This is a genomic window from Mesorhizobium sp. B263B2A (assembly GCF_020165775.1).
Classification (GTDB): domain Bacteria; phylum Pseudomonadota; class Alphaproteobacteria; order Rhizobiales; family Rhizobiaceae; genus Mesorhizobium; species Mesorhizobium opportunistum.
In genome coordinates, this window is record NZ_JAIUIU010000013.1 from 129,707 (window position 1) to 152,208 (window position 22,502).

The 22,502-nt window shown below is 63.1% G+C and carries 24 protein-coding genes; 5 read left to right on the forward strand and 19 right to left on the reverse strand.

Annotation, left to right across the window (positions count from 1 at the left end; translation table 11 throughout):
- Positions 1–6: 6 nt before the first annotated feature.
- From LB568_RS20640 to LB568_RS20665, 6 genes are all read right to left on the reverse strand, one after another.
- Positions 7–303: a protease inhibitor I42 family protein gene (locus tag LB568_RS20640; RefSeq protein WP_224731131.1), complete on the reverse strand. Its 297-nt coding sequence runs from the start codon at positions 301–303 to the stop codon at positions 7–9.
- A 68-nt stretch (positions 304–371) separates the two neighbouring features.
- Positions 372–2,153 (reverse strand): C1 family peptidase, encoded by a 1,782-nt coding sequence (locus LB568_RS20645; protein WP_224731132.1) that lies wholly within the window; start codon positions 2,151–2,153, stop codon positions 372–374.
- 415 nt (positions 2,154–2,568) lie between these two features.
- Positions 2,569–3,312, reverse strand: a complete 744-nt coding sequence (gene pth / locus LB568_RS20650; RefSeq protein WP_224731164.1) for an aminoacyl-tRNA hydrolase — start codon at positions 3,310–3,312, stop codon at positions 2,569–2,571.
- A 38-nt stretch (positions 3,313–3,350) separates the two neighbouring features.
- Positions 3,351–3,989, reverse strand: coding sequence for a 50S ribosomal protein L25/general stress protein Ctc (locus LB568_RS20655; RefSeq protein WP_013893485.1), 639 nt, complete (start codon positions 3,987–3,989; stop codon positions 3,351–3,353).
- 354 nt (positions 3,990–4,343) lie between these two features.
- Positions 4,344–5,372: a hypothetical protein gene (locus tag LB568_RS20660; RefSeq protein WP_224731133.1), complete on the reverse strand. Its 1,029-nt coding sequence runs from the start codon at positions 5,370–5,372 to the stop codon at positions 4,344–4,346.
- Positions 5,373–5,582: 210 nt separating this feature from the next.
- Positions 5,583–6,008 (reverse strand): MarR family winged helix-turn-helix transcriptional regulator, encoded by a 426-nt coding sequence (locus LB568_RS20665; RefSeq protein WP_013893487.1) that lies wholly within the window; start codon positions 6,006–6,008, stop codon positions 5,583–5,585.
- 148 nt (positions 6,009–6,156) lie between these two features.
- Here LB568_RS20665 and LB568_RS20670 point away from each other — a divergent pair, with 148 nt between their 5' ends.
- Entirely contained in the window at positions 6,157–7,014 is an 858-nt protein-coding gene (locus LB568_RS20670) for an alpha/beta fold hydrolase (protein ID WP_013893488.1), read from the forward strand.
- A gap of 69 nt (positions 7,015–7,083) precedes the next feature.
- Here LB568_RS20670 and LB568_RS20675 read toward each other — a convergent pair whose 3' ends face one another.
- The gene (locus LB568_RS20675; protein WP_224731134.1) at positions 7,084–8,319 is read right to left on the reverse strand and encodes an MFS transporter; all 1,236 of its coding nucleotides are present in this window, start codon (positions 8,317–8,319) and stop codon (positions 7,084–7,086) included.
- 151 nt (positions 8,320–8,470) lie between these two features.
- Between LB568_RS20675 and LB568_RS20680 the strand changes: the two genes are divergently transcribed.
- The gene (locus LB568_RS20680) at positions 8,471–9,355 is read left to right on the forward strand and encodes an AraC family transcriptional regulator (protein ID WP_224731135.1); all 885 of its coding nucleotides are present in this window, start codon (positions 8,471–8,473) and stop codon (positions 9,353–9,355) included.
- 12 nt (positions 9,356–9,367) lie between these two features.
- On the opposite strand, the gene LB568_RS20685 is transcribed toward LB568_RS20680, so the two are convergent.
- From LB568_RS20685 to LB568_RS20715, 7 genes are all read right to left on the reverse strand, one after another.
- A complete protein-coding gene (locus tag LB568_RS20685) occupies positions 9,368–10,303 on the reverse strand; it encodes a ribose-phosphate pyrophosphokinase (protein WP_023768826.1) in 936 nt (311 codons plus the stop codon).
- Between the two features lie 156 nt (positions 10,304–10,459).
- Entirely contained in the window at positions 10,460–11,074 is a 615-nt protein-coding gene (locus LB568_RS20690) for a hypothetical protein (RefSeq protein ID WP_224731136.1), read from the reverse strand.
- Positions 11,075–11,117: 43 nt separating this feature from the next.
- Complete coding sequence (locus tag LB568_RS20695; protein ID WP_224731137.1) at positions 11,118–12,269, reverse strand: M24 family metallopeptidase; 1,152 nt, start codon at positions 12,267–12,269, stop codon at positions 11,118–11,120.
- On the reverse strand, positions 12,269–13,063 hold the full coding sequence (gene pgeF / locus LB568_RS20700; RefSeq protein WP_224731138.1) for a peptidoglycan editing factor PgeF: 795 nt from the start codon (positions 13,061–13,063) through the stop codon (positions 12,269–12,271). The genes LB568_RS20695 and pgeF overlap by 1 nt, the downstream gene beginning before the upstream one ends.
- Before the next feature lie 103 nt (positions 13,064–13,166).
- Positions 13,167–14,255, reverse strand: a complete 1,089-nt coding sequence (locus tag LB568_RS20705) for a class I SAM-dependent methyltransferase (protein WP_224731139.1) — start codon at positions 14,253–14,255, stop codon at positions 13,167–13,169.
- Entirely contained in the window at positions 14,252–15,112 is an 861-nt protein-coding gene (gene lgt / locus LB568_RS20710) for a prolipoprotein diacylglyceryl transferase (protein ID WP_224731140.1), read from the reverse strand. The genes LB568_RS20705 and lgt overlap by 4 nt, the downstream gene beginning before the upstream one ends.
- Before the next feature lie 137 nt (positions 15,113–15,249).
- Complete coding sequence (locus LB568_RS20715; RefSeq protein WP_031250360.1) at positions 15,250–15,489, reverse strand: BrnA antitoxin family protein; 240 nt, start codon at positions 15,487–15,489, stop codon at positions 15,250–15,252.
- A 215-nt stretch (positions 15,490–15,704) separates the two neighbouring features.
- Between LB568_RS20715 and LB568_RS20720 the strand changes: the two genes are divergently transcribed.
- The 3 genes from LB568_RS20720 (at position 15,705) to LB568_RS20730 (ending at position 17,237) form a co-directional block, all read left to right on the forward strand.
- Positions 15,705–16,007, forward strand: a complete 303-nt coding sequence (locus LB568_RS20720; protein ID WP_013893498.1) for an accessory factor UbiK family protein — start codon at positions 15,705–15,707, stop codon at positions 16,005–16,007.
- Positions 16,008–16,351: 344 nt separating this feature from the next.
- Complete coding sequence (locus LB568_RS20725) at positions 16,352–16,852, forward strand: YbjN domain-containing protein (protein ID WP_013893499.1); 501 nt, start codon at positions 16,352–16,354, stop codon at positions 16,850–16,852.
- A gap of 25 nt (positions 16,853–16,877) precedes the next feature.
- A complete protein-coding gene (locus LB568_RS20730; RefSeq protein WP_013893500.1) occupies positions 16,878–17,237 on the forward strand; it encodes a tRNA-binding protein in 360 nt (119 codons plus the stop codon).
- Between the two features lies 1 nt (position 17,238).
- Here LB568_RS20730 and LB568_RS20735 read toward each other — a convergent pair whose 3' ends face one another.
- The 5 genes from LB568_RS20735 to LB568_RS20755 form a co-directional block, all read right to left on the reverse strand.
- Positions 17,239–18,159, reverse strand: a complete 921-nt coding sequence (locus LB568_RS20735; protein WP_224731141.1) for a hypothetical protein — start codon at positions 18,157–18,159, stop codon at positions 17,239–17,241.
- A gap of 123 nt (positions 18,160–18,282) precedes the next feature.
- Entirely contained in the window at positions 18,283–19,305 is a 1,023-nt protein-coding gene (locus LB568_RS20740) for a glycosyltransferase family 4 protein (RefSeq protein WP_140574880.1), read from the reverse strand.
- A 265-nt stretch (positions 19,306–19,570) separates the two neighbouring features.
- Positions 19,571–20,986, reverse strand: a complete 1,416-nt coding sequence (locus LB568_RS20745; protein WP_013893503.1) for an ATP-binding protein — start codon at positions 20,984–20,986, stop codon at positions 19,571–19,573.
- A gap of 27 nt (positions 20,987–21,013) precedes the next feature.
- Positions 21,014–21,733, reverse strand: coding sequence for a response regulator (locus LB568_RS20750; RefSeq protein WP_013893504.1), 720 nt, complete (start codon positions 21,731–21,733; stop codon positions 21,014–21,016).
- Positions 21,720–22,250: a MarR family winged helix-turn-helix transcriptional regulator gene (locus LB568_RS20755; protein ID WP_013893505.1), complete on the reverse strand. Its 531-nt coding sequence runs from the start codon at positions 22,248–22,250 to the stop codon at positions 21,720–21,722. Before LB568_RS20755 ends, LB568_RS20750 begins: the two co-directional genes overlap by 14 nt.
- Between the last annotated feature and the right edge of the window lie 252 nt (positions 22,251–22,502).

Here is a 22,502-nt window from a genome sequence, read left to right on the forward strand (position 1 = left end):
AGGACGCTACTTCACGTCGATGGTGACCGGCTGAACGGCGCGGACAGTGTCTTCCCACGGCCGCTTCAGTTCAAAGCGAAGCTGGATCTGTCCAGGCTTGCCGCAGGAAACCGTGAAACGCTGCAAGGTTGTGCCGCCTATCCCTGTGTCATCGGGCTTGCTGTCAATCTGGGTGATGGTGCAGCCCTCCGGCGCCGGCGGAACCGACCAGACGACGCCCGCGCCAGGCGTCGCCGGCAATTCCACGACAATCTTCTCGCCGATTGCGGGTTGGAAATTCATGGTCGCTCGTTCGTTCGCCATTGCCTCTTCCTTTGTGGCGACGGGTGGCGCGCCGATGCGCCCCACCTTCCGATCCCATCAACGTCGCCTCAGTTCCAGCCGTTGCTGGGAGCCGTCTGCCAACGATGATATAGGGCGAGATCCATGCCGCGCACGAAGACTTCCATACGGCCGTCCTTGTTGTTGACGATCGCCGTATCGCCGACGATGCCGCCGCCCAGCGATGCCCAGCCGCTCCAGCCATTGCTCGGAGCGGTCTGCCAGATATGCCAGCAGGCCCCGTCAGTGCCACGGGCGAAGATTTCCATGCGCCCGTCGGCATTGTGGCCGAGCGCCGGCGCGCTGGTGATGATGCCGCCCAGCGATGCCCAGCCGCTCCAGCCATTGTTGGGTGCGGTCTGCCAGATGTGCCAGAGCGCATTGTCGGTGCCGCGTCCGAACACTTCGAGGCGGCCGTCCTTGTTCTGGCCAACCGCAAGGTCGCTGGTCAAAATGCCACCCAGCGAGGCCCATGAACTCCAGCCATTGTTGGGGGCTGTCTGCCAGAGATGCACCACTGCCCCGTTGTTGGTACGGGCGAAGACCTCGATGCGGCCGTCCTTGTTGTTGGACGCTACCGGATTGCCCGATATCTGGACGCCAAGCGAAGCCCAGCCGCTCCAGCCCCGTTGCGGGCCGCCTTGCCAGATGTGCCAGAGGCCACCATCATTGCCCCTGGCGAAGACTTCTACCCGTCCGTCGACATTGCGCACCGCACTCGGGTCGCTGGTGATGCCGCCGCCGAGCGAAGCCCAGCCGCTCCAGCCGCTGCTGGGTGCGGTCTGCCAGATGTGCCACAGGGCGCCGTCGGCTCCCCTGGCGAACGCCTCAAGCCGGCCGTCGGCATTGCTGATGACCGCCGGGGTGCTGGTGATGATGCCGCCCAGCGATGCCCAGCCGCCCCAGCCATTGTTGGGCACGGTCTGCCAGATGTGCCAGAGCGCGTTGTCGGTGCCGCGCGCGAAGACCTCGATGCGGCCATCCTTGTTGTTGCCGGCGACGGCTTCGGTGGTGAGCTTGCCGCCCAACGGCTGCCAGCCGGACGATGGCAGGATGATGCCGGTTGCACCGTACATCGGATACAGCTGGCCGTCATACTTGAAGTCGTCATAGCTGATCTTGCCAAAGCCGCCGATGCCCCAGGTCGTGTCCCACGAGTTCTTGACGATCCAGCACTGCTCCGCCTCGGAATAGCCGATGACGAGAACGCAGTGGCCGCCGGCGACATCGCCGGTGACGTGGTGGTAGATGCCGCCCGAATAATTGAAGAAGTCATTGTAGACGGTGAAGCAGCCGGCGACCGGACCGACACTGCTGAGATGGTTCTTGATCGCGTTCGCATCCACCAGCTTGTGCACGGCCGTCAACTTGCTGATGCGCGCCGGACGGTTCGGCGCGGCGTGGCAGGCAGGCGGGCCGCTCCAGATATCGTTGTTGGGGAATGCCGACGGGTAGGGGAAGCCGGCTTCGTCGCAGACGCCGCGTCCCTTGATCTGGTCGAGGCACTGGTCGGGCCACCAGCCGCCGCAATTGGCGCCGTGCGATGAGCAGAAATGCGAATCGGCTTCCGACAGGTCGAACCAGCGGCCGGTCTCGATATGCGACATCGCCTCGATAAGGCCGACGGAGCCAAACGAGACGCAGGAGCCACATCCGCCCTGGTTCTTGACCGGGGTAATATGATTGCCGTTCTTGTTGCGCCAGTCGACGGCGGGCGCAAAACCCGGCGCCGCGGCGAGCGACGGCGGCTGGTTGCGTGCCGCCGCGACCAGGGCGATGGCTTCATTGCTGGGAATGGCGCCCAGCATCTGCAGGCGTTTTTGGGGGTCCATCAGCGAGATCGGGGTTTCGGCGGCCCGCCATCTGGCATTGTTGGTTGTCAGGGCTCTGCTGAGCGCAGAGAACGTCAAAGGATTTCGGGCCATAAACAGTCCCCTCGTGTCGGTTGAAACGTGCGACTGCTCGGCAAAGCCGAAAGGCATGCGACAACCACACCTTGCATCCATGGCCTTCCGCGAAGTGGTGGTCTGTGAGGGATTTCACTATTGGATATGCTGACGGCGCATCGGCGGCCCAAGCCGCATCGGTCGGCAAGCTTCAGGCCGTGCTCGCTGCTTTCGCGCGGGCAGACAATTCCGGCAGCTCTATCCAGGCGATCGCATGGTCAGGGATGCATCAGCCGTGGCGGTCTGAAATTGTCAGCCGGCGTTCGTTCGCTCCGGGAATGGTCGCCCGGCGGCAGCCGTTTCAGCCGTCGTTTTTGCCGAACAGCTTTTTCAGCATGGCGGCCATCGGGCCACTTTCCGGCAGCTTGGCCGGCGCCTGCTGCGGGCGCGCCTGGCGGATGTGGCTCTGGGCTTTCGGGCCTTGCGCCTTGGGGGCCTTGGGCGGCGGGCGGTCATCGTCGCCGGTCGGCACGAGCTTGTCGCGCAAGGCGAGCGTCACCCGGTTCATGAAGGAATTGTCGTCGCCCTTGGCCAGCAAGCCGGCATCGTCGGCTATGGTGTCGAGCAGAACGTCCAGCCATTCGCGGTCGGCCTTGGCGAAGTCGCCGAGGACATGGCCATGCACCATCTCCTTGACGCCGGGATGGCCGACGCCAATGCGAACACGGCGGAAGTCCTTGCCGACATGCTGGTCGAGCGAGCGGATGCCGTTGTGGCCACCGGAGCCGCCACCGACCTTGACCCGAACCTTGCCCGCTGCAAGGTCGATCTCGTCGTAGAAGACGGTGAGTGCCTCGGGGCCAAGCTTGTAGAAGCGCAGCAATTCGCCGACCGACTGGCCGGACAGGTTCATGAAGGTCTGCGGTTTGATCAGGATGATCTTTTCGCCGCCGAGCGTGCCCTCGGCGATCAGGCCCTGGAATTTCTTCGACCAGGGCGAGAAGGAATGGCGGCGGGCGATTGCGTCCGCCGCCATGAACCCGACATTGTGCCGGTTATCAGCGTATTTCGCGCCCGGATTGCCGAGGCCTGCAAAGACAAGCACTGTCTTCTCTGGCATCGTCAGCTCCAGGCGTGAAAGAGTTACTTCTCTTCGGCGGCCGGAGCCGCTTCCGGTGCAACCTCGGCCGTCTCTTCCGTCTCCGGCTTCATCGCCGACGAACCGGCAATGGTTGCGACGGTGAAGTCGCGGTCGGAGATCACCGGCTTGACGCCGGCCGGCAGCTTGACCGCCGAGATGTGGATCGAATCGCCGATGTTGGTGCCGGTGAGATCGATGGTGATGAACTCCGGGATCGCATTGGCCGGGCAGTGGAACTCGACTTCGTGACGCACGATGTTGAGCACGCCGCCGCGCTTGATGCCGGGCGACTTGTCCTCATTGATGAAGTGGACAGGCACGTCGACATTGACCTCGGTGTCCTTGCCGATACGCAGGAAGTCGACATGGACAGGGAAATCCTTGACCGGGTCGAGCTGGAAGTCCTTCGGCAGGACCTGGATCTTCTTGCCGTCGACATCGATCGTGGCGATCGTGGTCAGGAACCCGCCGCCATGAATCTTGTAGTAGATGTCTTTGTAGGTGAGAGCGATCGCCAGGGGAGGCTGCTTGTCACCATAGATTACTGCAGGCACTTTACCGTTGCGGCGAACTGCACGGGCGGACCCCTTACCGACCTGTTCGCGCGCTTCGGCCTTGAGCTCGTAAGTGTCGTGGCTCATGGCTTTTCCTTTCGCGTGTTATGGAGCGTTTGCGGCGGGCAATGTTCCCAAGCCGTAAACGTCGAAAGCCGCCAGTCATGGATGTCCGAATGCCGGCAGCCGCTCACGCGGACCTTTGTTCGGGATCACAAGGGGAAGGCAGCCTTCCGCCGCGTTGCCTCCAAGGGTGTCTACGCGGGTGGCGGCTCTATAGCGGAAGGCGGGCAGGCGTGCAAGCGGTGGTGGGGCAGTCGCCAGCCCGCCTGGTTCTGATCGCGGATCAACGCGTCACGCAGCGCCTGGATCTGCCGGATTAGCGCGCCAAGTTCAGCCAGCGTCGTGCCCGAGCGCGTGGGCAACAGCCGATGGTAGGCACTACTGCCGCGACATGAGCTTAAGCCACTGGCGGCGGAGCTTCTGGGTCAAAGTGCGTTTGGGTCGTGCTCGGGAGGTGATCTGCACGCGCCAGTCGGGAATATCCCGGTCCGGAACATCATTGCCGGGTTCCGTGCTTGCTGCTCGAACCTTCAGCGCCAGCCATGTCATGTCGACAGGCGCGCATCCATTGGCCAGCAACCGGTTGGTGAGCATCTGCTCATTGAGAATGGCCCGAGCCTTGCTCTCGAAAAACGGCAGCGTTTCAGGCGTAAGATCGAACCTGGAATGCCAGACTGTCCATTTGCTGCCTCCGTCGCCGGTGAGCCAACGCAGCAAAAACCGCTGACATCCTTGCGAGATCGGCGCGTCTTCACGGAAGGGCTGCTGGGGGTTCCCGCTGAAAATCGGCGTGTTCCTGCCGACGCTTACCAAAGATCCCAGGCTGCTGAGTTGCCGTGGGCTCATCAAGATGAACGAACTGCGGAGCCATGCCTGCGAAGCGATTCCGAAAATCGAGATGGCCTCGTCGTGAAAATCAACGCGGCCCAGCGCTCCTTGCAAGCCAAGCAGCGACCGTAACGAGCCGCCATCAATCAACTTGAGATGGTCAGGTGTGGATGCCGCGAAGGCCGAAGTGGCCAAGTGAACCAGATCGTAGTCATGAAGTTTGGCACCGATATGATTGATGCCACAGTCCCACGCCGAGAACTCCCAATCGACGTTCGACGCGCCGATCAGTTCGACCTCGCGGTCGAGATCGGAGCCATGACCGACCGGCAGCGAATTGTCGATCACGAGCATGCGATGCGCAACGTCCGGCAACTGGTGGGCGAACATAGCTCGCAAGTCCTGCCATGCGGTCGGATACTTCTGGGTCCCGTGACGAACCAGAAGGGTCAAAACACGAAGCGGGGGAGCGTGCATGTCGAATCCAGGCGCACCGTTTTCCAGCGTCAAAGCCTTCTTCCGGTCAAGCGCGAACGGATCTTTTTCAATGTCTTCTCGAGGCGGGATGAACGCAAGCAAGTTTTGAGAATTTCCCCGCTGTTTTAGGTTATGACGAAGCCACTTATTTTGGGATTGTTGATACCCATTTACCCACCTTTTTCCCCAGCATTGCTCGCGCAATACCCTATACCCTGTAGTAGAATAGAAAGCCTGTAGGTCATTCCGCACGAATCGACTGCTCCAGTTCGTTTCGTGCAAGCCTGAACACAAGAAGACGAACCTGCCGTCCTAATCACTGATCAACGCGTCACGCAGCGCCTGGATCTGCCGGTTCAGGGCGTCCAGCTCGGCCAGCGTCATGCCCGAGCGCTCGACCAGGGTCTCGTTCAGGCAGTTGCACTGGACGAGCAGCGAGCGTCCGGCCGATGTCAGGTCGACCTGCACCTGGCGCTCGTCGGTCTGGCTGCGCTGGCGGGTGACCAGCCCCGCCTGCTCCATGCGCTTCACCAACGGTGTGATGGTGCTCGATTCCAGAGCAAGGCGGTGGGCGATGGAGCCGACCGACATGCCGTCGGCCTCTCCAAGCGCGTTGAGCACCAGATATTGCGGATAGGTGATCCCCATCTCGTCCAGCATCGGCTTGTAGGTGCGATTGATCGCCATCGAGGTGGCATAGAGCGTGAAGCAGAGCTGGTTATCCAAGGGGAGAGGCACGACGCATTCCTTTGCCGATTAATCACGAGATGCATACCACGAAAAATGATATCGTGATACATATTTTTATAGACAAGGCCTTCGAATTGCGTTAGCGATATTGATGTCGCGATATTGTTTATCGCAGTAATAATCAAGGAGATTTGAGATGGCTTCGCAGACAAAGTCTGGCTCGGGCAGCGGCACGATCACCACCCAGGATGGCACGCAGATCTACTACAAGGACTGGGGAACCGGTCAGCCCATCGTCTTCCATCACGGCTGGCCGCTGAGCAGCGACGATTGGGACGCCCAGATGCTGTTCTTCCTGGCGCAGGGCTACCGCGTCATCGCCCATGACCGGCGTGGTCACGGCCGTTCCACGCAGACCGATGTCGGCAACGAGATGGACACTTACGCCGCCGACGTCGCGGCACTTGTCGCGCATCTCGACCTCAAGGACGCCATTCATGTCGGCCATTCGACCGGGGGCGGCGAGGTGGCGCGTTATGTGGCGCAGTACGGTGCCGGCGGGCGCGTCGCCAAGGCGGTGCTGATCGGCGCGGTGCCGCCGATCATGCTCAAGACATCAGCCAATCCCGGCGGCCTGCCGATCGAGGTGTTCGATGGTTTCCGTGCCGCCCAGGCCGCCAACCGCGCCCAGTTCTTCCGCGATGTTCCGGCCGGCCCGTTCTATGGCTTCAACCGTCCCGGTGCAGAGGTGTCGCAAGGCATCATCGACAATTGGTGGCGCCAGGGCATGATGGGCGGCACCAAGGCGCATTACGATTGCATCAAGGCCTTTTCGGAAACCGACTTCACCGAGGATCTGAAAGCAATCGACGTGCCGGTGCTGGTCATGCATGGCGACGACGACCAGATCGTGCCCATAGCCGACTCGGCGCTGCTGTCGATCAAGCTGCTCAAGAAGGGCGAGCTCAAGGTCTACAAGGGTTTTCCGCACGGCATGGCGACAACCCACGCGGACGTCATCAACGCCGACCTGCTGGCCTTCTTCAAGGCATAGGGTCGTTCGGAACGAAAAAGCACCCGCCGTTTGGCGGGTGCTTTTCCTTGCGTGGGTTTCAGGTCTGATCTAGGCGGCCGCTTGTGCCTTCCTGGCTTCCTTCATGTTGGGCAGGAACACGGTCAGCAATCCAAGAAGCGGCAGATACGAGCAGATCTGGAAGACGAAATCGATGCCCTTCATGTCGGCGACGACGCCGAGCACGGCAGCCGCGATGCCGCCCATGCCGAAAGCGAAGCCGAAGAAGATGCCGGCGATCATGCCGACGCGGCCGGGCACAAGTTCCTGGGCGAAGACGACGATGTTGGAGAAGGCCGAGGACAGGATCAGCCCGATCAGCACCGTCAGAACCATCGTCCATTCCAAATTGGCGTAGGGGAGCGCCAGCGTGAATGGCAGCACGCCGACGATCGAGAACCAGATCATCGCCTTCTGCCCATAGCGGTCGCCGAACGGGCCGCCGAGCAGGATGCCGAGCGCCGAGGCGCCGAGGAACAGGAACAGCATGACCTGCGACATCTGCACCGAAACGCCGAACTTATGGATGGAATAGAAGGTGTAGTAGCTGGCGAGGCTGGCGATGTAGGCGTTCTTGCTCAACACCAGCAGCGTCAGCACGATCAACGCGTTCATCACCTTGCGGCGCGGGAAGGGCGAGACGAAGCTTGCCGCCTTGCGATTGCCTTGCGCGGCGCGCAGGCGGCTGTACCAGCCGCCGACCTGCCACAGGATGACGATGCCGATCAGCGAGCCGACGGCGAACCAGGAGATGCTGGTCTGGCCGAAGGGCACGACGATGAAGGCGGCCAGCAAGGGGCCCATCGACTGGCCGAAATTGCCGCCGACCTGGAACAGCGATTGCGCCAGGCCGAACCGGCCGCCGGAAGCGAAGCGGGCGATGCGCGAGGATTCCGGGTGGAAGATGGCCGAACCGATGCCGATCAGCGAGGCGCCGATCAGGAGCAGGTAGTAGTGCCCGGCATAGGCCAGCACGACCAGGCCGATCAGCGACGAGGCCATGCCGTAGGGCAAGGAATAGGGCATCGGTCGCTTGTCGGTGACCATGCCGATGATCGGCTGCAGCAGGGATGCCGTCACCTGGAAGGTGAAGGTCAACAGGCCGATCTGCCAGAAATCGAGACCGTAATTCTCTTTCAGAAGCGGATAGATGGCCGATAGCAGCGACTGCATGATGTCGTTGATACAGTGGCACAGGCTCACCGCCAGGATGACGGTGAAGGCCGTCGCCTGGGCTGAAGCGGCGGTCGCGGGGGAAGCGACGCTGGTGGCTGTCGTATCGGTCAAGATAGGCTCCGTGGTCTTTTTGGCGGGCACGCCCGCGGGCAATCTGGCGGACGCTCCTGCGGCCGCCTTAGGGACGGTTGCCTTATAAGCTGCTTGCCGCGCGACTTCTTTCGTGGTTTGGTCCAATAGTTTCGCGAGTGGGCCATACAAGATGCCGCATGGCAGGGAAATCTTTCGCGTCGGCAACACCGACCTCGGCAAATTGCACGAAAGCCGCTGGCAGTGGCTGGAGCAGGTGGCCGGGCCGGCGGTGGCGTTGCCGACCGAATATCCCGACGGTTACCACGTGCCCCAGCACCGCCACAGCCGCAGCCAGTTGCTGCATGCGCTGGTCGGCGTCGTGCTGGTGACGACGCGGCACGGGCGCTGGATGGTGCCGCCCGACCATGCGATGTGGATTCCGGCCGGCACCGAGCATTCCGTCGAAATGCTGGGCGATGTCTCGATGCGCTCGGTCTATGTCATGCCGGGCGCGATCCCCGGGCTGCCGGAAGGGTTGCGCGTCGTCGGCGTCACCGATTTGATGCACAGCCTGATCGTGGAATCGGAAAAACTGCCGCAGGGCGGTGAGTTGGAAGGGCGCGGCGGGCTGATCATGAACCTGCTGCTGCACGAAATCCCGACCTTGCCGGAGCGGCCGCTCGGGCTGCCGTTCCCGTCCGATTCGAGGCTGGCGGCGCTCTGCCGGCGTTTCGTTGCCGCGCCCTCGCCGCACGCGACGATCGACGGGTGGGCCGATGCCGCCGGCATGAGCCGCCGCTCTTTCACCCGCGCCTTCCAGCGCCAGACCGGCCTGTCGCTGTCGACATGGCGCCAGCAGGCCTGCCTGTTCGCCGCGCTGCCGAGGCTCGCTGATGGCGAGCCGATCACCAGGGTGGCGCTCGATCTGGGCTATGACAGCGTGCCGGCCTTCATCACCATGTTCAAGCGGATGCTCGGCACCTCGCCGCGCGGCTATATGCGCGGCGCACGCGAAAGCGTGGAGGTCGCTCGTCGCCTGGTCGGCCCGGTTCGGCTGGAAAGCCCCGCGCCGTAGCGGCAGCTGTCTCTAGTCGAACAGACTCGACACCGATTCCTCGGTCGCGGTGCGCGAGATGGCTTCGCCCATCAGGTCGGCAATCGAGATGACGCGGATGTTGGGCGCGTCGAGCACGGCCTGCGTCGGCTGGATGGAATCGGTGATCACCAGTTCCTGCAGCTTCGAGCCGCTGATGCGGGCCACCGCTCCGCCCGACAGCACGCCATGGGTGATGTAGGCGGTGACGCTGGTGGCGCCGTTGGCCAGCAGCGCGTCGGCGGCATTGCACAGCGTGCCGCCGGAATCGACGATGTCGTCGATCAGCAGGCAGTCCTTGCCGGCGACGGCGCCGATGATGTTCATGACTTCCGATTCGCCCGGGCGCTCACGGCGCTTGTCGACGATGGCGAGCTGCGCATCGAAGCGCTTGGCCAGCGCGCGGGCCCGCACCACACCGCCGATGTCGGGCGACACCACCACGACATTGCCGAGCTGCTTGTATTTCGCCTTCACGTCGCGGGCCATCACCGGCACCGAAAACAGGTTGTCGGTCGGAATGTCGAAGAAGCCCTGGATCTGGCCGGCATGCAGGTCGAGGGTCAAGACGCGGTCGACGCCGGCGCGGGTGATCATGTTGGCGACCAGCTTGGCCGAGATCGGGGTGCGGCCGGAGGCGCGGCGGTCCTGCCTGGCGTAGCCGAAATAGGGGATGACCGCCGTGATGCGTTTTGCCGACGAACGCATGAAGGCATCGATCATGATGAGCAGCTCCATCAGGTGATCGTTGGTCGGGAACGAGGTCGACTGCAGGATGAAGACATCCTCGCCACGCACGTTTTCCTGGATTTCGACGAAGATTTCCTGGTCGGCGAAGCGCCTGACCGTGGCCTTGCCCAGCGGGATGTTGAGATAGCGGGCGACCGCTTCGGCCAGCACCCTGTTGGAATTGCCCGCGAAGAGTTTCATGCACCGTTCCTGGTGGAGGATGGAGAACCCGGACAGACTCTCCTGCACCTTTTAACCGGGCTTTTAGCGGCCCGCGCCGGTATTGCAAGCGCCGAGATGGGGAATCCGCCGGCTAAGCCTAGGAAAACTTCACGCTCCTCACTGGCGGGCAACACCTCAGCCGGCCTTGCCGCCGAGAAACGCCGTGAACTGGTCGATCGTCTGGTCGGCGATCGCCTGCATGGTGGCCGGCGCCACCGCTTTCCAGGCGTCGGCGCTGCCTCCGGAATTGACTGAAGGCGCTTTCATCTGGCCGTTGATGCGGTGCAGCCGGTTGCCGGCCGGGTCGTAGACATCCCAGACATAGATGACGGTGGTGTCCTTGCCTTCGGAGATCGCCGAGAAATAGCCCTTGAGCACATGGGTTGCGGTCTGATCCTGGCTGCCGGCCAGCGTGATGCCACGCTGCTTGGCCCGCGTCTGCAGTTCGGCCGTCAGCGGCGTGGCGGCTTCCACCGAAGCGCCGACGATCGGCGCGATCTGCAGGCGTGTCTTCGACAGGATGGCAGCGCTTTGGGTCGACGTGAGCGGCGCGGCAGTGGTTGCAGGAGCACCGGCGGTGGTGGTGGCCGTCGATAACGGCGCTGGAACAGTGGCCGCGCCTTGCGCTCCCGGCGCCGAGCCCGCCGGCGGGGTGATGGCGGAAGGTTCGAGAACGTCCTTTGCGTTGGTGCAGGCGGCAAGAGCCAATGCCACAAGCAATGACACGGTCGTCACATGCGATCGTCTCATTTGCCGTCTAACTCCTTGGCGAAGAACGCCTCCCATTATGGATTCACTGTACGATCAAGTCGAGATCATGGCGGGACAGCGGCTTCGGCTGGGATTCGGTGGTCAGATAGGTGCGGCCAAGCGTCATTGCCGTCTCCGCCTCGGAATCCATGATGATCATGTGGGCGAACAGCGTCATGTTCGGCGCGATCGGCTCGGGGTTGCCTTGGTAGAACATCGGCATGTCCATCCAGGACGGGGTGAAGCGGGCGCCGACCGAGTAGCCGCAAGCGTTCAGCCGATGCTTGGTCAGGCCATGCGCTTCCATGGTGCGGGCGTGGGCGTCGAACACGTCACCGAAGCTGTTGCCCGGCGTCATTGCCTTTTCGACGGCAAGAAGGGCCGCGCGGGCCGCGTCGAACAGTTCCTGATGACGCTTCGAGACCTTGCCGGTCAGCACCGTGCGCATCATCGGCGCATGGTAATGATGAAAGACGCCGGCCCATTCCAGCGTCAGCTGGTCGTTCTTGGTGAGCTTGCGGCGGCCGGCCTTGTAGCGGCAGAGCAGCGCGTCGATGCCGGAGCCGATGATGAACTCGTTGGCCGGATAATCGCCGCCGCCGGCAAAGATCGCACCCTGCATGGCGGCCAGGATCAGGGCTTCGTCGCCGCCCTGCTTGATCAGCGGCAAGGCCGCGTCCAGCGCGTCGTCGGAAAGATTGGCGGCCTTCTCGGCCTTGGCGACCTCGGCCGGGCTCTTGAACAGGCGCAGCCGACCGACGATGCCGGATGCATCGGCGATCTGGCCGAAGGTCTGCAATTGCTCGTCGAGCCGCCGGCCATTGAAGGCGGTCAGGCCGTGGGTGTCGTATTCGACGCCGATGCGGGCGCCGAGCAGGTCGAGATCGTTGAGCAGATTGCGCAGGTCGACCGCCGGATTGGCGCCGTCGCGGTCGGTCCACAGCACGATGTTGTCGATGATGGAGGTGTGGCGTGCCTGGCGCAGGTCGGCCGAGCGGGTCAGAAGCACCATCGAGCCGTCGGCCTTCACCACCAGGCACTGGAAGAAGCAGAAGCCGAACGTGTCGTAGCCGGTCAGCCAGTACATGCTTTCCTGCGCGAACAGCAGCATGGCGTCGAGCTTCTTTTCGGCCATCTCGATCATCAGCCGGTCGCGCCGCGCGTCGAATTCCGATCGTTCAAAATGCAGCGCCATTATTCTTTCTCCAAAACGATGGCCGAAACCTGCCGGCCGTAATCGGGCTCCTTGCGGTGCGTGGTGCGCCGGTAGGAGTAGAACAGATCTTCCTCGGCATAGGTGCAGCGGCCGAGGCCCTCAGCCTTTACGCCGGCCCTGGCCAGCCGGTCGACCGTGTAGCGGTTGAGGTCGAACATGGCATGGCCGGCATGTGCCGAAGGCGCGAAATAGCCGGTGCTTTCCGCATCGGCCTCGACGAAGCGGGCGACGAATTCCGGCCCGACCTCGTAATTGTCAGGACCGATCGAGGGGCCGAGCACGGCGATGATGTTCTGGCGCCGGGCGCCGAGGCCTTCCATGGCGGTGATGGTGTTTTCGAGCACGCCCGTGAAGGCGCCTTTCCAGCCGGCATGCGCCGCGCCGATGACGCGCGCGTCCATATCGGCGAAGAGTACCGGGCCGCAATCGGCGGTCGAGGCGCCGATGGCGATGCCCGGCTGGTCGGTGACGATGGCGTCGGCCTTGGGCCGTTCGCCGGCAAAGGGTTCCCTGGCGACAATGACGTCGGGCGAATGGACCTGCCAGGCGGTCAACAGATGGTTCGGCGGCACGCCCATCCAGGCGGCGACACGGCTGCGGTTCTCGGCCACCAGCGCCTGGTCGTCATCCGACCCGGTGCCGATGTTGAGGCTTTGGTAGATGCCGGTCGAGACGCCGCCTATGCGGGTGAAATAGCCATGGCGGATGCCCTGTGCCTGCGCCTTGTCCAGCAGCGGCGACCGAATGGGATCCGGTTTGGTCTGATTCAGCATGTGGGCGTTGTTGTCCGTGTGGGCGGTTTCGTCAAGAAAAAGCGACCGGCGGTTCCACCGCTCTTTTGCCGGACGGGAGATTGGGAGGGGTAACGGTGAAAAGTCAATCCGCCGTGGCAAAGGGGCGAATGGTAACGCCACGCGGGACGATGGCAAGCACCTTGAACAGATCGCCCATCGCCTGCGGGCCGGCGAGGCGTTCGACATCGCTGGCGATCTTGTCACGCGCCGCCTGGCCGGCATCGGCGCCAAGCCGGCCGGCACGCTCGAGAATCCCCATGCCGAGCAGGAAATCGCCCTGCCTCGACAGATAGGCGTCGAGGCCATGCGCGCGCACGATTGCGGCAAGGGCGGCGAAATCGACGTGGGAGGTGAGGTCGGCTTCGCCGGGATTGGCCAGCACATCTTCGTGATTGTGCTTGCGCAGGGCCTGCAGCGTGTCGCCGACACCCGGCCGCAAATGGCCATAGTCAAGGAACAGTCCGGCGCCGCCATGACTGGATATGCGCTCGGCAATGGCTGCCAGCAGGGCGGAGCGGGCCGGTGCCACTTCGGCGATCGCACCTTGTGGTGCCTCGCCGGCGTCGGCGGGGAGCAGCGTCGGGTCGATCGAGCCGGCGCCGGCGAAGAAGCAAAGCTCGTCCTTGTCGTCGAGGCCGACCATGCGCTCGCGCCAGCCGGCGCCGGCACGGACGAACTGGCGGATGGGCACGGCGTCGAACAATTCGTTGCCGACGATCAGCAGCGGCTGCCGTGGCAGCGTGTCGATTGTTTCGTGCCAGCCAACCGCGAAGGGCGTCGCGCCAAGCGTCTGTTTCTGGATCTCGGCGAGGCGCGGGCTGGTCTCGACCATTGCGAAGGCAGCGCCGTTGGCCAGGTCAGGTTCGAGCCGTGACAAGGTGCGCAGCATGTCCTTCATCAGCGTGCCACGGCCAGGACCGATCTCGGCGATGGTTACCGGCATCGGCCGGCCGATCGCAGCCCAGGCCTGGTAGAGCCAGACGGCGACGAGTTCGCCGAACATCTGGCTGATCTCCGGCGCGGTGATGAAGTCGCCGGCGGCGCCGAAGGGCTCGCGCGTCGTGTAGTAGCCGTCCGCGGGGTCGAACAGGCACAGCGCCATATATTCGTTGACGGGGATCGGGCCCGTCGCCTCGATCAGGTCGACGATGCGGGTCTTCAGCCGCGTCATGTCGCCTGCGGCTCTGCTTGCGTCACCGGCTTGGCGGTTGCCATCGCCCAGATGCCGGCCAGCACCATAGGCGTCGACAGGATCATGCCCATGGTCAGCCAATTGGTGCCGAGGAGGTAGCCGAGCTGCTGGTCGGGCTCACGGAAGAACTCGACGAAGATGCGCGACAGGCCATAGCCGCAGATGAAGGCACCGCCGACGAAGCGCGGCGTCTTCAGCTTGAGGCGCGAATGGGTGAGGATGCGCAGCACGAGGAACAGCACGACGCCTTCGAGCAGGGCCTCGTAGAGTTGGCTGGGATGGCGGGCAAACGGCCCGCCATTGGGGAATTCGATTGCCCAGAGCACGTCCGTCGGCCGGCCCCAGAGTTCCGAATTGATGAAGTTGGCGACGCGCACCAGGCCAAGGCCGACCGGCACGCCGGCGGCCACGACATCGAACAGCGACCAGGTGCGGATGCCGCGCTTGAACGAAAACAGCGTCATGGCGAGGATGACGCCGAGCAGGCCGCCATGGAACGACATACCGCCTTGCCAGACGGCGAAGATGTCGAGTGGATGGGCAACGTAGCGCGCCAGATCGTAGAACAGGACGTAGCCGGTGCGGCCGCCGAGCACGACGCCGATGGCCGCCCAGACGATGAAGTCGTCGAGGTCCTCCGGCTTCATCGGCAGGATGCCGTCGGGCCACAGCTTCGGGTTGGCGGCGAGCCGTTTGGCGTACCACCAGGCGAACAGGATGCCGACGATGTAGCCGACGCCGTACCAGTGCACCGCCAGCGGCCCGATCTGGATGAGGATCGGGTTGATGTTGGGAAACGGCAGCGAGGCCAGCGGCAGCAGGAAATATTCGTTCAACGGGGAGCTCTCGGTTGCGAACGCGTTTGGGCGCGGACCATGCGGCAGGGTTTTGGCAGGGTCAAGGCAAGGTGGTCGGCGTCAAAGGTCGGATCGGATCACCCTTGCAGGCCCATCGCGCCGCGCAGGCGGTGCGCTCAATCCCGAGGCTTGGCGGCCACCAACTGCCGCAACGCGTCGTTGATCCTGTCCTGCCAGCCGGGGCCATCTTCCTGGAAATGATCAAGCACGGCTCGGTCGATCCGGATCGAGACAAGCTCGCGGACATTGGGCGCGGCCGAAGCTTCGCGAATTGGCGGTGCCGGCTTCTTCACCGGTTTGAAGGCAGCTTCGGCGGCTGCCATCGGATTTGTCGGTCGGCGCGGGGGCGTTGCCATTGATTGACCTGACTGAGATGTGCTTGACGCGATAGGAGATGAGAACACAATAGGCGATCTGGAGCCCTCAAGTACAGCTTTTGCGCTGCCTGAGAGCTTCTTACAGGCATGGCATTGCCATGCGCCATAGCAACGCAGAGGCCGCACTAGCCCTCAACCTTCTTGCATTCGGCGGGCCGCGCCACTACGTCAATTTCAGCAACCGAGGATTTGCCATGTCGACCGGACCGAACCGCATTCTCGATGAATTCGCCAAGCTGATGACCGATGCCGCGGGTGCCGCGCAAGGCGTTCGGCGCGAGGTCGAGACCGCCTTCAAGGGCCAGGCCGAGCGTATTCTCAACACGATGGACGTGGTGCAGCGCGAGGAATTCGAGGCCGCGCGCGAGATGGCCGCCAAGGCCCGGGACGAGAATGCCCGGCTTGCCGCCCGTATTGAATCGCTCGAAGCCAGGCTCGCCGAACTGGCCGGTGATGCCGCACCGGCGGCGGCGGCAAAGCCTCGCGCAAAAAAATAATCGTTAAACTTTTCCACATAGTGCGAGTCTGAAAAGCGCTTTGCCGTGAATCGCTTAACGGCATTGCATGAATCTTTGTGACAGCGCCTTTCCACATGCGAATGCCGCAGTGCGAAAAATTGGGCTGTTCACGCGACTCCCGATCAATAGACTGAATTTGTTGCATGATTCGGAGCAGGGTCATGCGGCCGGGCGGTGGGGTCCGGTCTGGGGTCTTTGCGTCGGGAAGCAGTCTTTTGCGCGAAGAAAGTCCTGGCCGTCCGAGTTCTAGATCAGATTGTTCGTTGTGTGTGCCCTCCCGCGGAGCGTGTGGCGGCGCTCCTCAGAACGACAGGAAGCATTCCATGGAACTTCTCGAACTCGAATTCTCCCGCGAAATCCATCCGGTGGATGTTATCGAGCAGGTGGCCCACAACAACGACTGGTCCTTCGAACGGGCCGGCGACGATGAGATTTCGATCTCGGTTGCCGGCAGCTGGACCGACTATCACGTGTCCTTCTCCTGGATGGAGGATTTCGAGGCGCTGCATCTGGCCTGCGCCTTCGACATCAAGGTGCCGGAGACCCGCGCGCTGGAAGTGATGCGGCTGTTGTCGCTGATCAACGAGCAGATGCTGTTCGGCCATTTCGATCTCTGGGAGCAGGAAGGCGCGATCATGTTCCGCCAGTCGCTGCTCTTGGCCGGCGGGGTCGAACCGTCGAGCCAGCAGGTCGAGGTGCTCTTGTCCTCGGCGCTGGAAGCCTGCGAATGCTATTTCCAGGCGTTCCAGTTCGTCGTCTGGTCGGGAACTTCGGCCAAGGACGCGCTGGCCGGCGTGCTGTTCGAGACCTATGGCAACGCCTGAACCCCTGTAGGCAGACAAGACCGAGATGAGTTCGAGCAGCGAGCGCAAGCCGCAGATCAGTTTTGCCGACTTCGATCGTGTCGACATTCGCGCCGGCACGATCGTCGAGGCCGAACCGTTTCCGGAAGCGCGCAAGCCGGCCTTCAAGCTGAAGATCGATTTCGGGCCCGACATCGGCATCAAGAAGTCGTCGGCGCAGATCACCAAATACTATACGCCGGAAACGCTTGTAGGCCGGCAGGTGTTCGCGGTGGTCAATTTCCCGCCGCGCCAGATCGGGCCGTTCATGTCGGAAGTGCTGACGCTGGGTTTTCCCGACGAGGAGGGCGCCGTGGTGCTCGGCGCCATCGAGCGCAAGGTGCCGGACGGCGGGCGGCTGTTCTAGATTAGCGAGCAGGCTGGGGCCGGAACGCGCCGAGAATGGTTCCGACCGTTGCGGCTGAGAGCACGAGATGCAGGAGGTCGAACGGCCATGCGAGGCCGAAATGCAACAGCATGAGGTTCAAGAAGGAAGGCGCCGTGGCATCCGCGGGAATCAGGATCAAGCCTGCGGCCAAGACCAGCCCATATTTGAGTATGGCGACTGTCGCGAGAACGAAGAACATAATGGCGACGAAACGCAGATGATTGCCATTGAGTGCACGCCAGCACCCGATTGGATCAAACGATCCCGTCCAGAGAAAGTCGCCGACGAACAGATATGTCCAGGCTAGCACGATACCGCCAAGGAAGACGTTGAAGATTCCTATCGCCGACGCCCAAGGCGCGACATCCTCGGGGCTGAGCGGTAGGTCACGTGTGGCCATCAGGCCGGCAACGAGCAGTCCGTGCTCACTGGCGACGGCAAAGCCGCAAAGGAGTTGGACGACAGCGAGCAGCAACGCAGCCACAACAATCCGCTGACCGAACTCAAGGCGCATGCCCGGGATCGCAACGTGTTTGACGCTCTCAATGCCGCGCCGAACAACGACACGGCCGGGCTCGGGCGCGTTCGCCATGCGATCCAGAACGAACGCAAAGACCATTGCCGAGAACGGCGCGGCAACAATGGCGGAAAGCCAAGTCCTGGGGTCAAAGCCTCGCGATAGAAGCCAGGTGGGCGCCTGTCTCGGATCGGCAAAGAGAACAAAAGCAAGCACAATCAGACAGAGCGTCGTCAGGAAGCAGGGAAACCAGGCGGCCACGAAAAGTGGCCAGGCGTTCGCACGGCAATAGCCGAACACTCTCGCGACGGTCTTGCCGATGCGCAACAGGCGGCGCTTCGGCGTTACGGCAGGCAACTCGTCCAGCGTTGAAATCGGCGCCAATCCCCCACACGCGCACAATAATGCACCGCACGGAACGGTTGCACAAGCTCTCGCAAGAAGCGCGCTCGCGGAGATCGAAGCCCGCCGCGCACGATCGCGATGCATCGCAGCGCGCCAGCTCCATCAGGCCGCCAGCTTACGCGTCCTGCCCAGTGCTTCCTCGACCGCATCGAGGAACATTTCGGCGCAAGCCTTCCAGCTGTAGCGCATGGCGCGTTCTCGAGCCTGAGTACGGTCGACGTTGAGGGCGGCAAGCGCTGCCTCGCGCAAATCGTTCGAGACCGCGCCGCCAAAGCCGTCGCCGACGATGTCGATCGGCCCGGTCACCGGATAGGCGGCGACCGGCGTGCCGCTGGCCAGCGCCTCGATGATGACGTTGCCAAAGGTGTCGGTGCGGCTGGGGAAGACGAAGACGTCGGCCGAGGCATAGATCTCGGCCAGTTCGTCATTGGGGCGGTGGCCCAGGAAATGCGCCTGCGGGTACCTTGCCTTGAGCTTGGTGAGTTCCGGTCCCTCGCCGACGATCACCTTGCTGCCTGGCAGGTCGAGGTCGAGAAAGGCGGACAGGTTCTTTTCGATGGCGACGCGGCCGACGCAGAGGAAGACGGGGCCGGGAAAGCCGAGGTCCTTGCGCTTGTCCGGGCGGAAATGGTCGGTGTCGACGCCGCGCGTCCACGGCCGCAGCTTGTTGAAGCCGCGGGCCGAAAGATCGTCGGCGAGCGACTGGGTGGCGACCAGCGTGCCCTGGCCGGAATTGTGGAAATCACGCAGCCAGCGATAGGCCCAGCTCTCCGGCACCGGCAGGCGGGCGCTGAGATATTCGGGAAAGCGCGTGTGGTAGCTGGTGGTGAACGGCCGGCCGGCATTGCGGCAATAGCGCCGCGCCATGATGCCGAGCGGCCCTTCGGTGACGATGTGGATGTGGTCGGCCTTGTAGGCATCGATCAGTCGCGCGACGTGGCCGGGCGTGGTCAGCGCCAGCCTGATGTCGGGATAGGTCGGCAAGGGCAGCGTGCGGAAGATGTTGGGTGTCAGGAAATCCACCGCGACGTCGAAGGATTTCAGGGTTTCGGTGAGCCGCTCCAGCGTATGGACGACGCCGTTGACTTGCGGGCGCCAGGCGTCGGTGACCATCAAGATGCGCATGGCGGCCCTTTGCTGGAAAGGTCGACGGTTGCTTTGAGACGATGCCGGAACGGCGACCCGCCTGCTGCCCGCGCTTGGCTCCAGCGCACCTTGGCGGGTACGGGATCGAAGTGAGGCGGCAAGGACGAATCAAGTGTAGTCGCGCGTTTCATGCGCGCTCTTGATCATGATTTCATGACGGGCGGATGAAGCAGCCTTCCGACTGGACAAACGATTTCCGTTTGTCCGAGAAAAGCCGGTTCTACTTTCCGGGATCGTGCCGCGGTCAGGCCGGAACCTTGATCACGGCCCGCAATCCGCCGAGCGGACTGTCGTCGAGGGTGATGTCGCCGCCATGGCTGCGGGCGATGTCGCGGGCGATCGACAGGCCGAGGCCGGTGCCGCTGGCGTCGAGGTTGCGGGCCTCGTCGAGCCGCACGAAGGGCTTGAACACCTCTTCGCGCCTGCCGTCGGGAATGCCCGGGCCGTTGTCGTCGATGGTGACGACAAGCGAGCCACGGCCGTGGTTGGCGTTGACCTCCACCGTCTTGGCATAGCGGAAGGCATTGCCGATGACGTTGGACAACAGCCGGGCGAAGGCATTCGGCCGCACATGCACGGTCGGATCGCCGACGAGCGTCGTCGACAGTTTGCATTTGCGCAGGGCCGCTTCTTCGCCGAGCTTCTGGAAATAGGCTTCGAGGTCGAAGCGTCCCGGGTCTTCCGAGGCCTCGCCTCGGGCAAAGGAGAGATAGCCTTCGAGCATCGACTGCATGTCGTCGATGTCCTGGTTGAGGGCTGCCTTGGTCTCGGCCTTGCCGCCGGCCAGCGCCAGCTGCAGCTTGAAGCGGGTGAGGATGGTTCTCAGGTCATGGCTGACGCCGGTCAGCATGGCGGTTCGCTGTTCGATCTGGCGCTCGATGCGCTCGCGCATCTGGATGAAGGCAAAGCCGGCGCGGCGAACCTCTTCGGCTCCGCGCGGGCGAAAATCGCGCGGCATCGGCCGGCCCTTGCCGAAGCTCTCGGCGGCTTCGGCAAGCGTCAGGATCGGCCGGATCTGGTTGCGCAGGAAGGGGATGGCGATCATCAGCAGCACCAGCGAGGTGCCGACCATCCAGATCAGGAAGATGTGGGTGTTCGAGGCATAGGCCTGGCTGCGGCGCACGAAGACGCGCAGCACCTTGCCCTCGAGCTGGACGCGCACCTCGACGATGTTGGAATTGCCGACCGTGTCGATCCAGAACGGGCGGTTGATCTGGCGGGTGATCTCGGCCGAGAGGACATCGTCGAGGATCGAGAAGAAGGGCTTCGGCCCAGGCGGCGGCAGGGGGTCGGGCGGCAAGAGGTCGACCTTCAACTGCATGCGGTCCTGCGCGATGCGGATGATGTTGGCGTAGTCGGCATCGTGCGGATAGGTCTCGATCAGATCGATGATGGCTGCGATGTCGCGCACCGTGGCCTGCGACAGGCGCTGCGTCACGGTCGCCCAATGACGCTCCATGAAGACGAAGGCGACGACCGATTGCAGAAGGATCATCGGCGCAATGACGATGATCAGCGAGCGCGCATAGAGGCGCTTGGGCATGTAAAGCGAAACGAGCCGCCAGAACCGGTTCCAGATGCGCGGCACCGTCTTGAGAGTTCGCGTGGCGCGTGCGCTCAAGCCGTCATTTTCCGGCTGTTCCAGTTCCGTGGTCGCCATTGGCTCTTTTCATCCGCCGCCGGTACTCTATTCCACGCTGAGCCGATACCCAATACCGCGCACGGTCTGCAGCCAGACCGGGTTGGATGGGTCGCGCTCGATCTTGCGGCGCAGCCGGTTGATCTGGACGTCGATGGTGCGCTCGCCGACCTCCGAATCGTCGCCGACCAGTTCGTGGCGCGGAATGGTTTCGCCGGCGCGCGCGGCAAAGATCGCCAGGATCTCCTGCTCGCGGTCGGTCAGCTTCAGCGCCTCGCCGCCGCGCTTCAGTTCGCGACGGGCGATCTGGAAGGTGTAGGGGCCGAAGACCAGCTGTTCGACCTTGGGCGTCGTCGCCGGGCCGCCGCGGCGCAGGATGTTGTTGATGCGCAGGATCAGCTCGCGCGGATCGAAGGGTTTTGGCAGATAGTCGTCGGCGCCGGCCTCCAATCCGGAGATGCGGCTGTCTGTTTCCGACAGCGCCGTCAGCATCAGGATCGGCACGTTCTTTTCGGCGCGCAGCGATTTGGTGAGATCGACGCCGCTTTCGCCCGGCATCATCACGTCCAGCACGAGCAGGTCGAAATCGAGGCCGGCGAGCTTGCGCCGGGCTTCGTCGGCATTGCCGGCAACGGTGACGCGAAAGCCGTTCTCGGTCAGATATTGCTTGAGAAGATTGCGGATGCGGGTGTCGTCGTCGACCACAAGCAGATGCGGCGCGTCGTCGTCCGGTGCGGCCGCCTGATCGACCCTCTCAGTGCTCTCCATGGCTTTTCCCTGACATTTTTGCGGACCCAACGTCGATCTGGGCTCTCAGTTCCGGATTGACCATCGCTTCGAGGAAGCGTTCCACCAAGGTCCGTTCGGTGGCTCCGGAATCTTCCAATGCAGCACGGATGCGGCGCGACTGTGGCCGCGCCAGGGCCAGAGCCAGCGCACGGCCCTTGGCCGTCGGATAGAGTTCGCGCTGGCGGCGGTCGCGCGGACCTTGCAATTGCACGACATGGTCGGTGTCGATCAGTTGCTTGAGCACGCGCGCCAGGCTCTGCTTGGTGATCTTGAGCACATCGAGCAGTTCGGCGACCGTCAGCCCCGGCCTGCGGTTGACGAAATGCAGCACCCGGTGGTGGGCACGGCCGAAGCCGTAATCTGCCAGGATCTGATCGGGATCGGAGGTGAAGTCGCGATAGGCGAAGAAGAACAGCTCGATGATGGCGAAGTCGATGCCGTCCTCGTCGGAGATCGCGGTCCTGATCGGTTTCCCTGCGTGGCTTCGATCCGTCATCATTTCTCCATGGGAAAGGGATATTATGTCAGTACTATTGACGTAATTTCCCTGCAATGGTAATTTTTGACAAGCTTTTGGGCGGATTGCGAACGAAAAGGCAAGGCAAGCCGGTTTTTCCGGAACTTCCTGAGTTTGCCAGAGCGTGAATATCCGCTTACGCTTCGAGACACCGGCCGGCGTCTCCAAACACATGGCACGGCCAAAAAGAACACGCAACGACACTAACGATATGCGGGCCACGGTCCGCGG

Bases quoted from the DNA above. Each gene is read 5' to 3' on its own strand.
- pgeF (WP_224731138.1), bottom strand. From the start codon at position 13,063: ATGCTGAATCAGACCAAACCGGATCCCATTCGGTCGCCGCTGCTGGAC.
- LB568_RS20750 (WP_013893504.1), bottom strand. From the start codon at position 21,733: ATGGAGAGCACTGAGAGGGTCGATCAGGCGGCCGCACCGGACGACGAC.
- LB568_RS20645 (WP_224731132.1), bottom strand. From the start codon at position 2,153: ATGGACCCCCAAAAACGCCTGCAGATGCTGGGCGCCATTCCCAGCAAT.
- LB568_RS20720 (WP_013893498.1), top strand. From the start codon at position 15,705: ATGTCGACCGGACCGAACCGCATTCTCGATGAATTCGCCAAGCTGATG.
- LB568_RS20685 (WP_023768826.1), bottom strand. From the start codon at position 10,303: ATGAAACTCTTCGCGGGCAATTCCAACAGGGTGCTGGCCGAAGCGGTC.
- LB568_RS20690 (WP_224731136.1), bottom strand. From the start codon at position 11,074: ATGAGACGATCGCATGTGACGACCGTGTCATTGCTTGTGGCATTGGCT.
- LB568_RS20655 (WP_013893485.1), bottom strand. From the start codon at position 3,989: ATGAGCCACGACACTTACGAGCTCAAGGCCGAAGCGCGCGAACAGGTC.
- LB568_RS20695 (WP_224731137.1), bottom strand. From the start codon at position 12,269: ATGGCGCTGCATTTTGAACGATCGGAATTCGACGCGCGGCGCGACCGG.
- LB568_RS20740 (WP_140574880.1), bottom strand. From the start codon at position 19,305: ATGCGCATCTTGATGGTCACCGACGCCTGGCGCCCGCAAGTCAACGGC.
- LB568_RS20640 (WP_224731131.1), bottom strand. From the start codon at position 303: ATGGCGAACGAACGAGCGACCATGAATTTCCAACCCGCAATCGGCGAG.
- LB568_RS20725 (WP_013893499.1), top strand. From the start codon at position 16,352: ATGGAACTTCTCGAACTCGAATTCTCCCGCGAAATCCATCCGGTGGAT.
- LB568_RS20730 (WP_013893500.1), top strand. From the start codon at position 16,878: ATGAGTTCGAGCAGCGAGCGCAAGCCGCAGATCAGTTTTGCCGACTTC.
- LB568_RS20745 (WP_013893503.1), bottom strand. From the start codon at position 20,986: ATGGCGACCACGGAACTGGAACAGCCGGAAAATGACGGCTTGAGCGCA.
- LB568_RS20670 (WP_013893488.1), top strand. From the start codon at position 6,157: ATGGCTTCGCAGACAAAGTCTGGCTCGGGCAGCGGCACGATCACCACC.
- LB568_RS20755 (WP_013893505.1), bottom strand. From the start codon at position 22,250: ATGACGGATCGAAGCCACGCAGGGAAACCGATCAGGACCGCGATCTCC.
- LB568_RS20715 (WP_031250360.1), bottom strand. From the start codon at position 15,489: ATGGCAACGCCCCCGCGCCGACCGACAAATCCGATGGCAGCCGCCGAA.
- LB568_RS20680 (WP_224731135.1), top strand. From the start codon at position 8,471: ATGCCGCATGGCAGGGAAATCTTTCGCGTCGGCAACACCGACCTCGGC.
- LB568_RS20705 (WP_224731139.1), bottom strand. From the start codon at position 14,255: ATGACGCGGCTGAAGACCCGCATCGTCGACCTGATCGAGGCGACGGGC.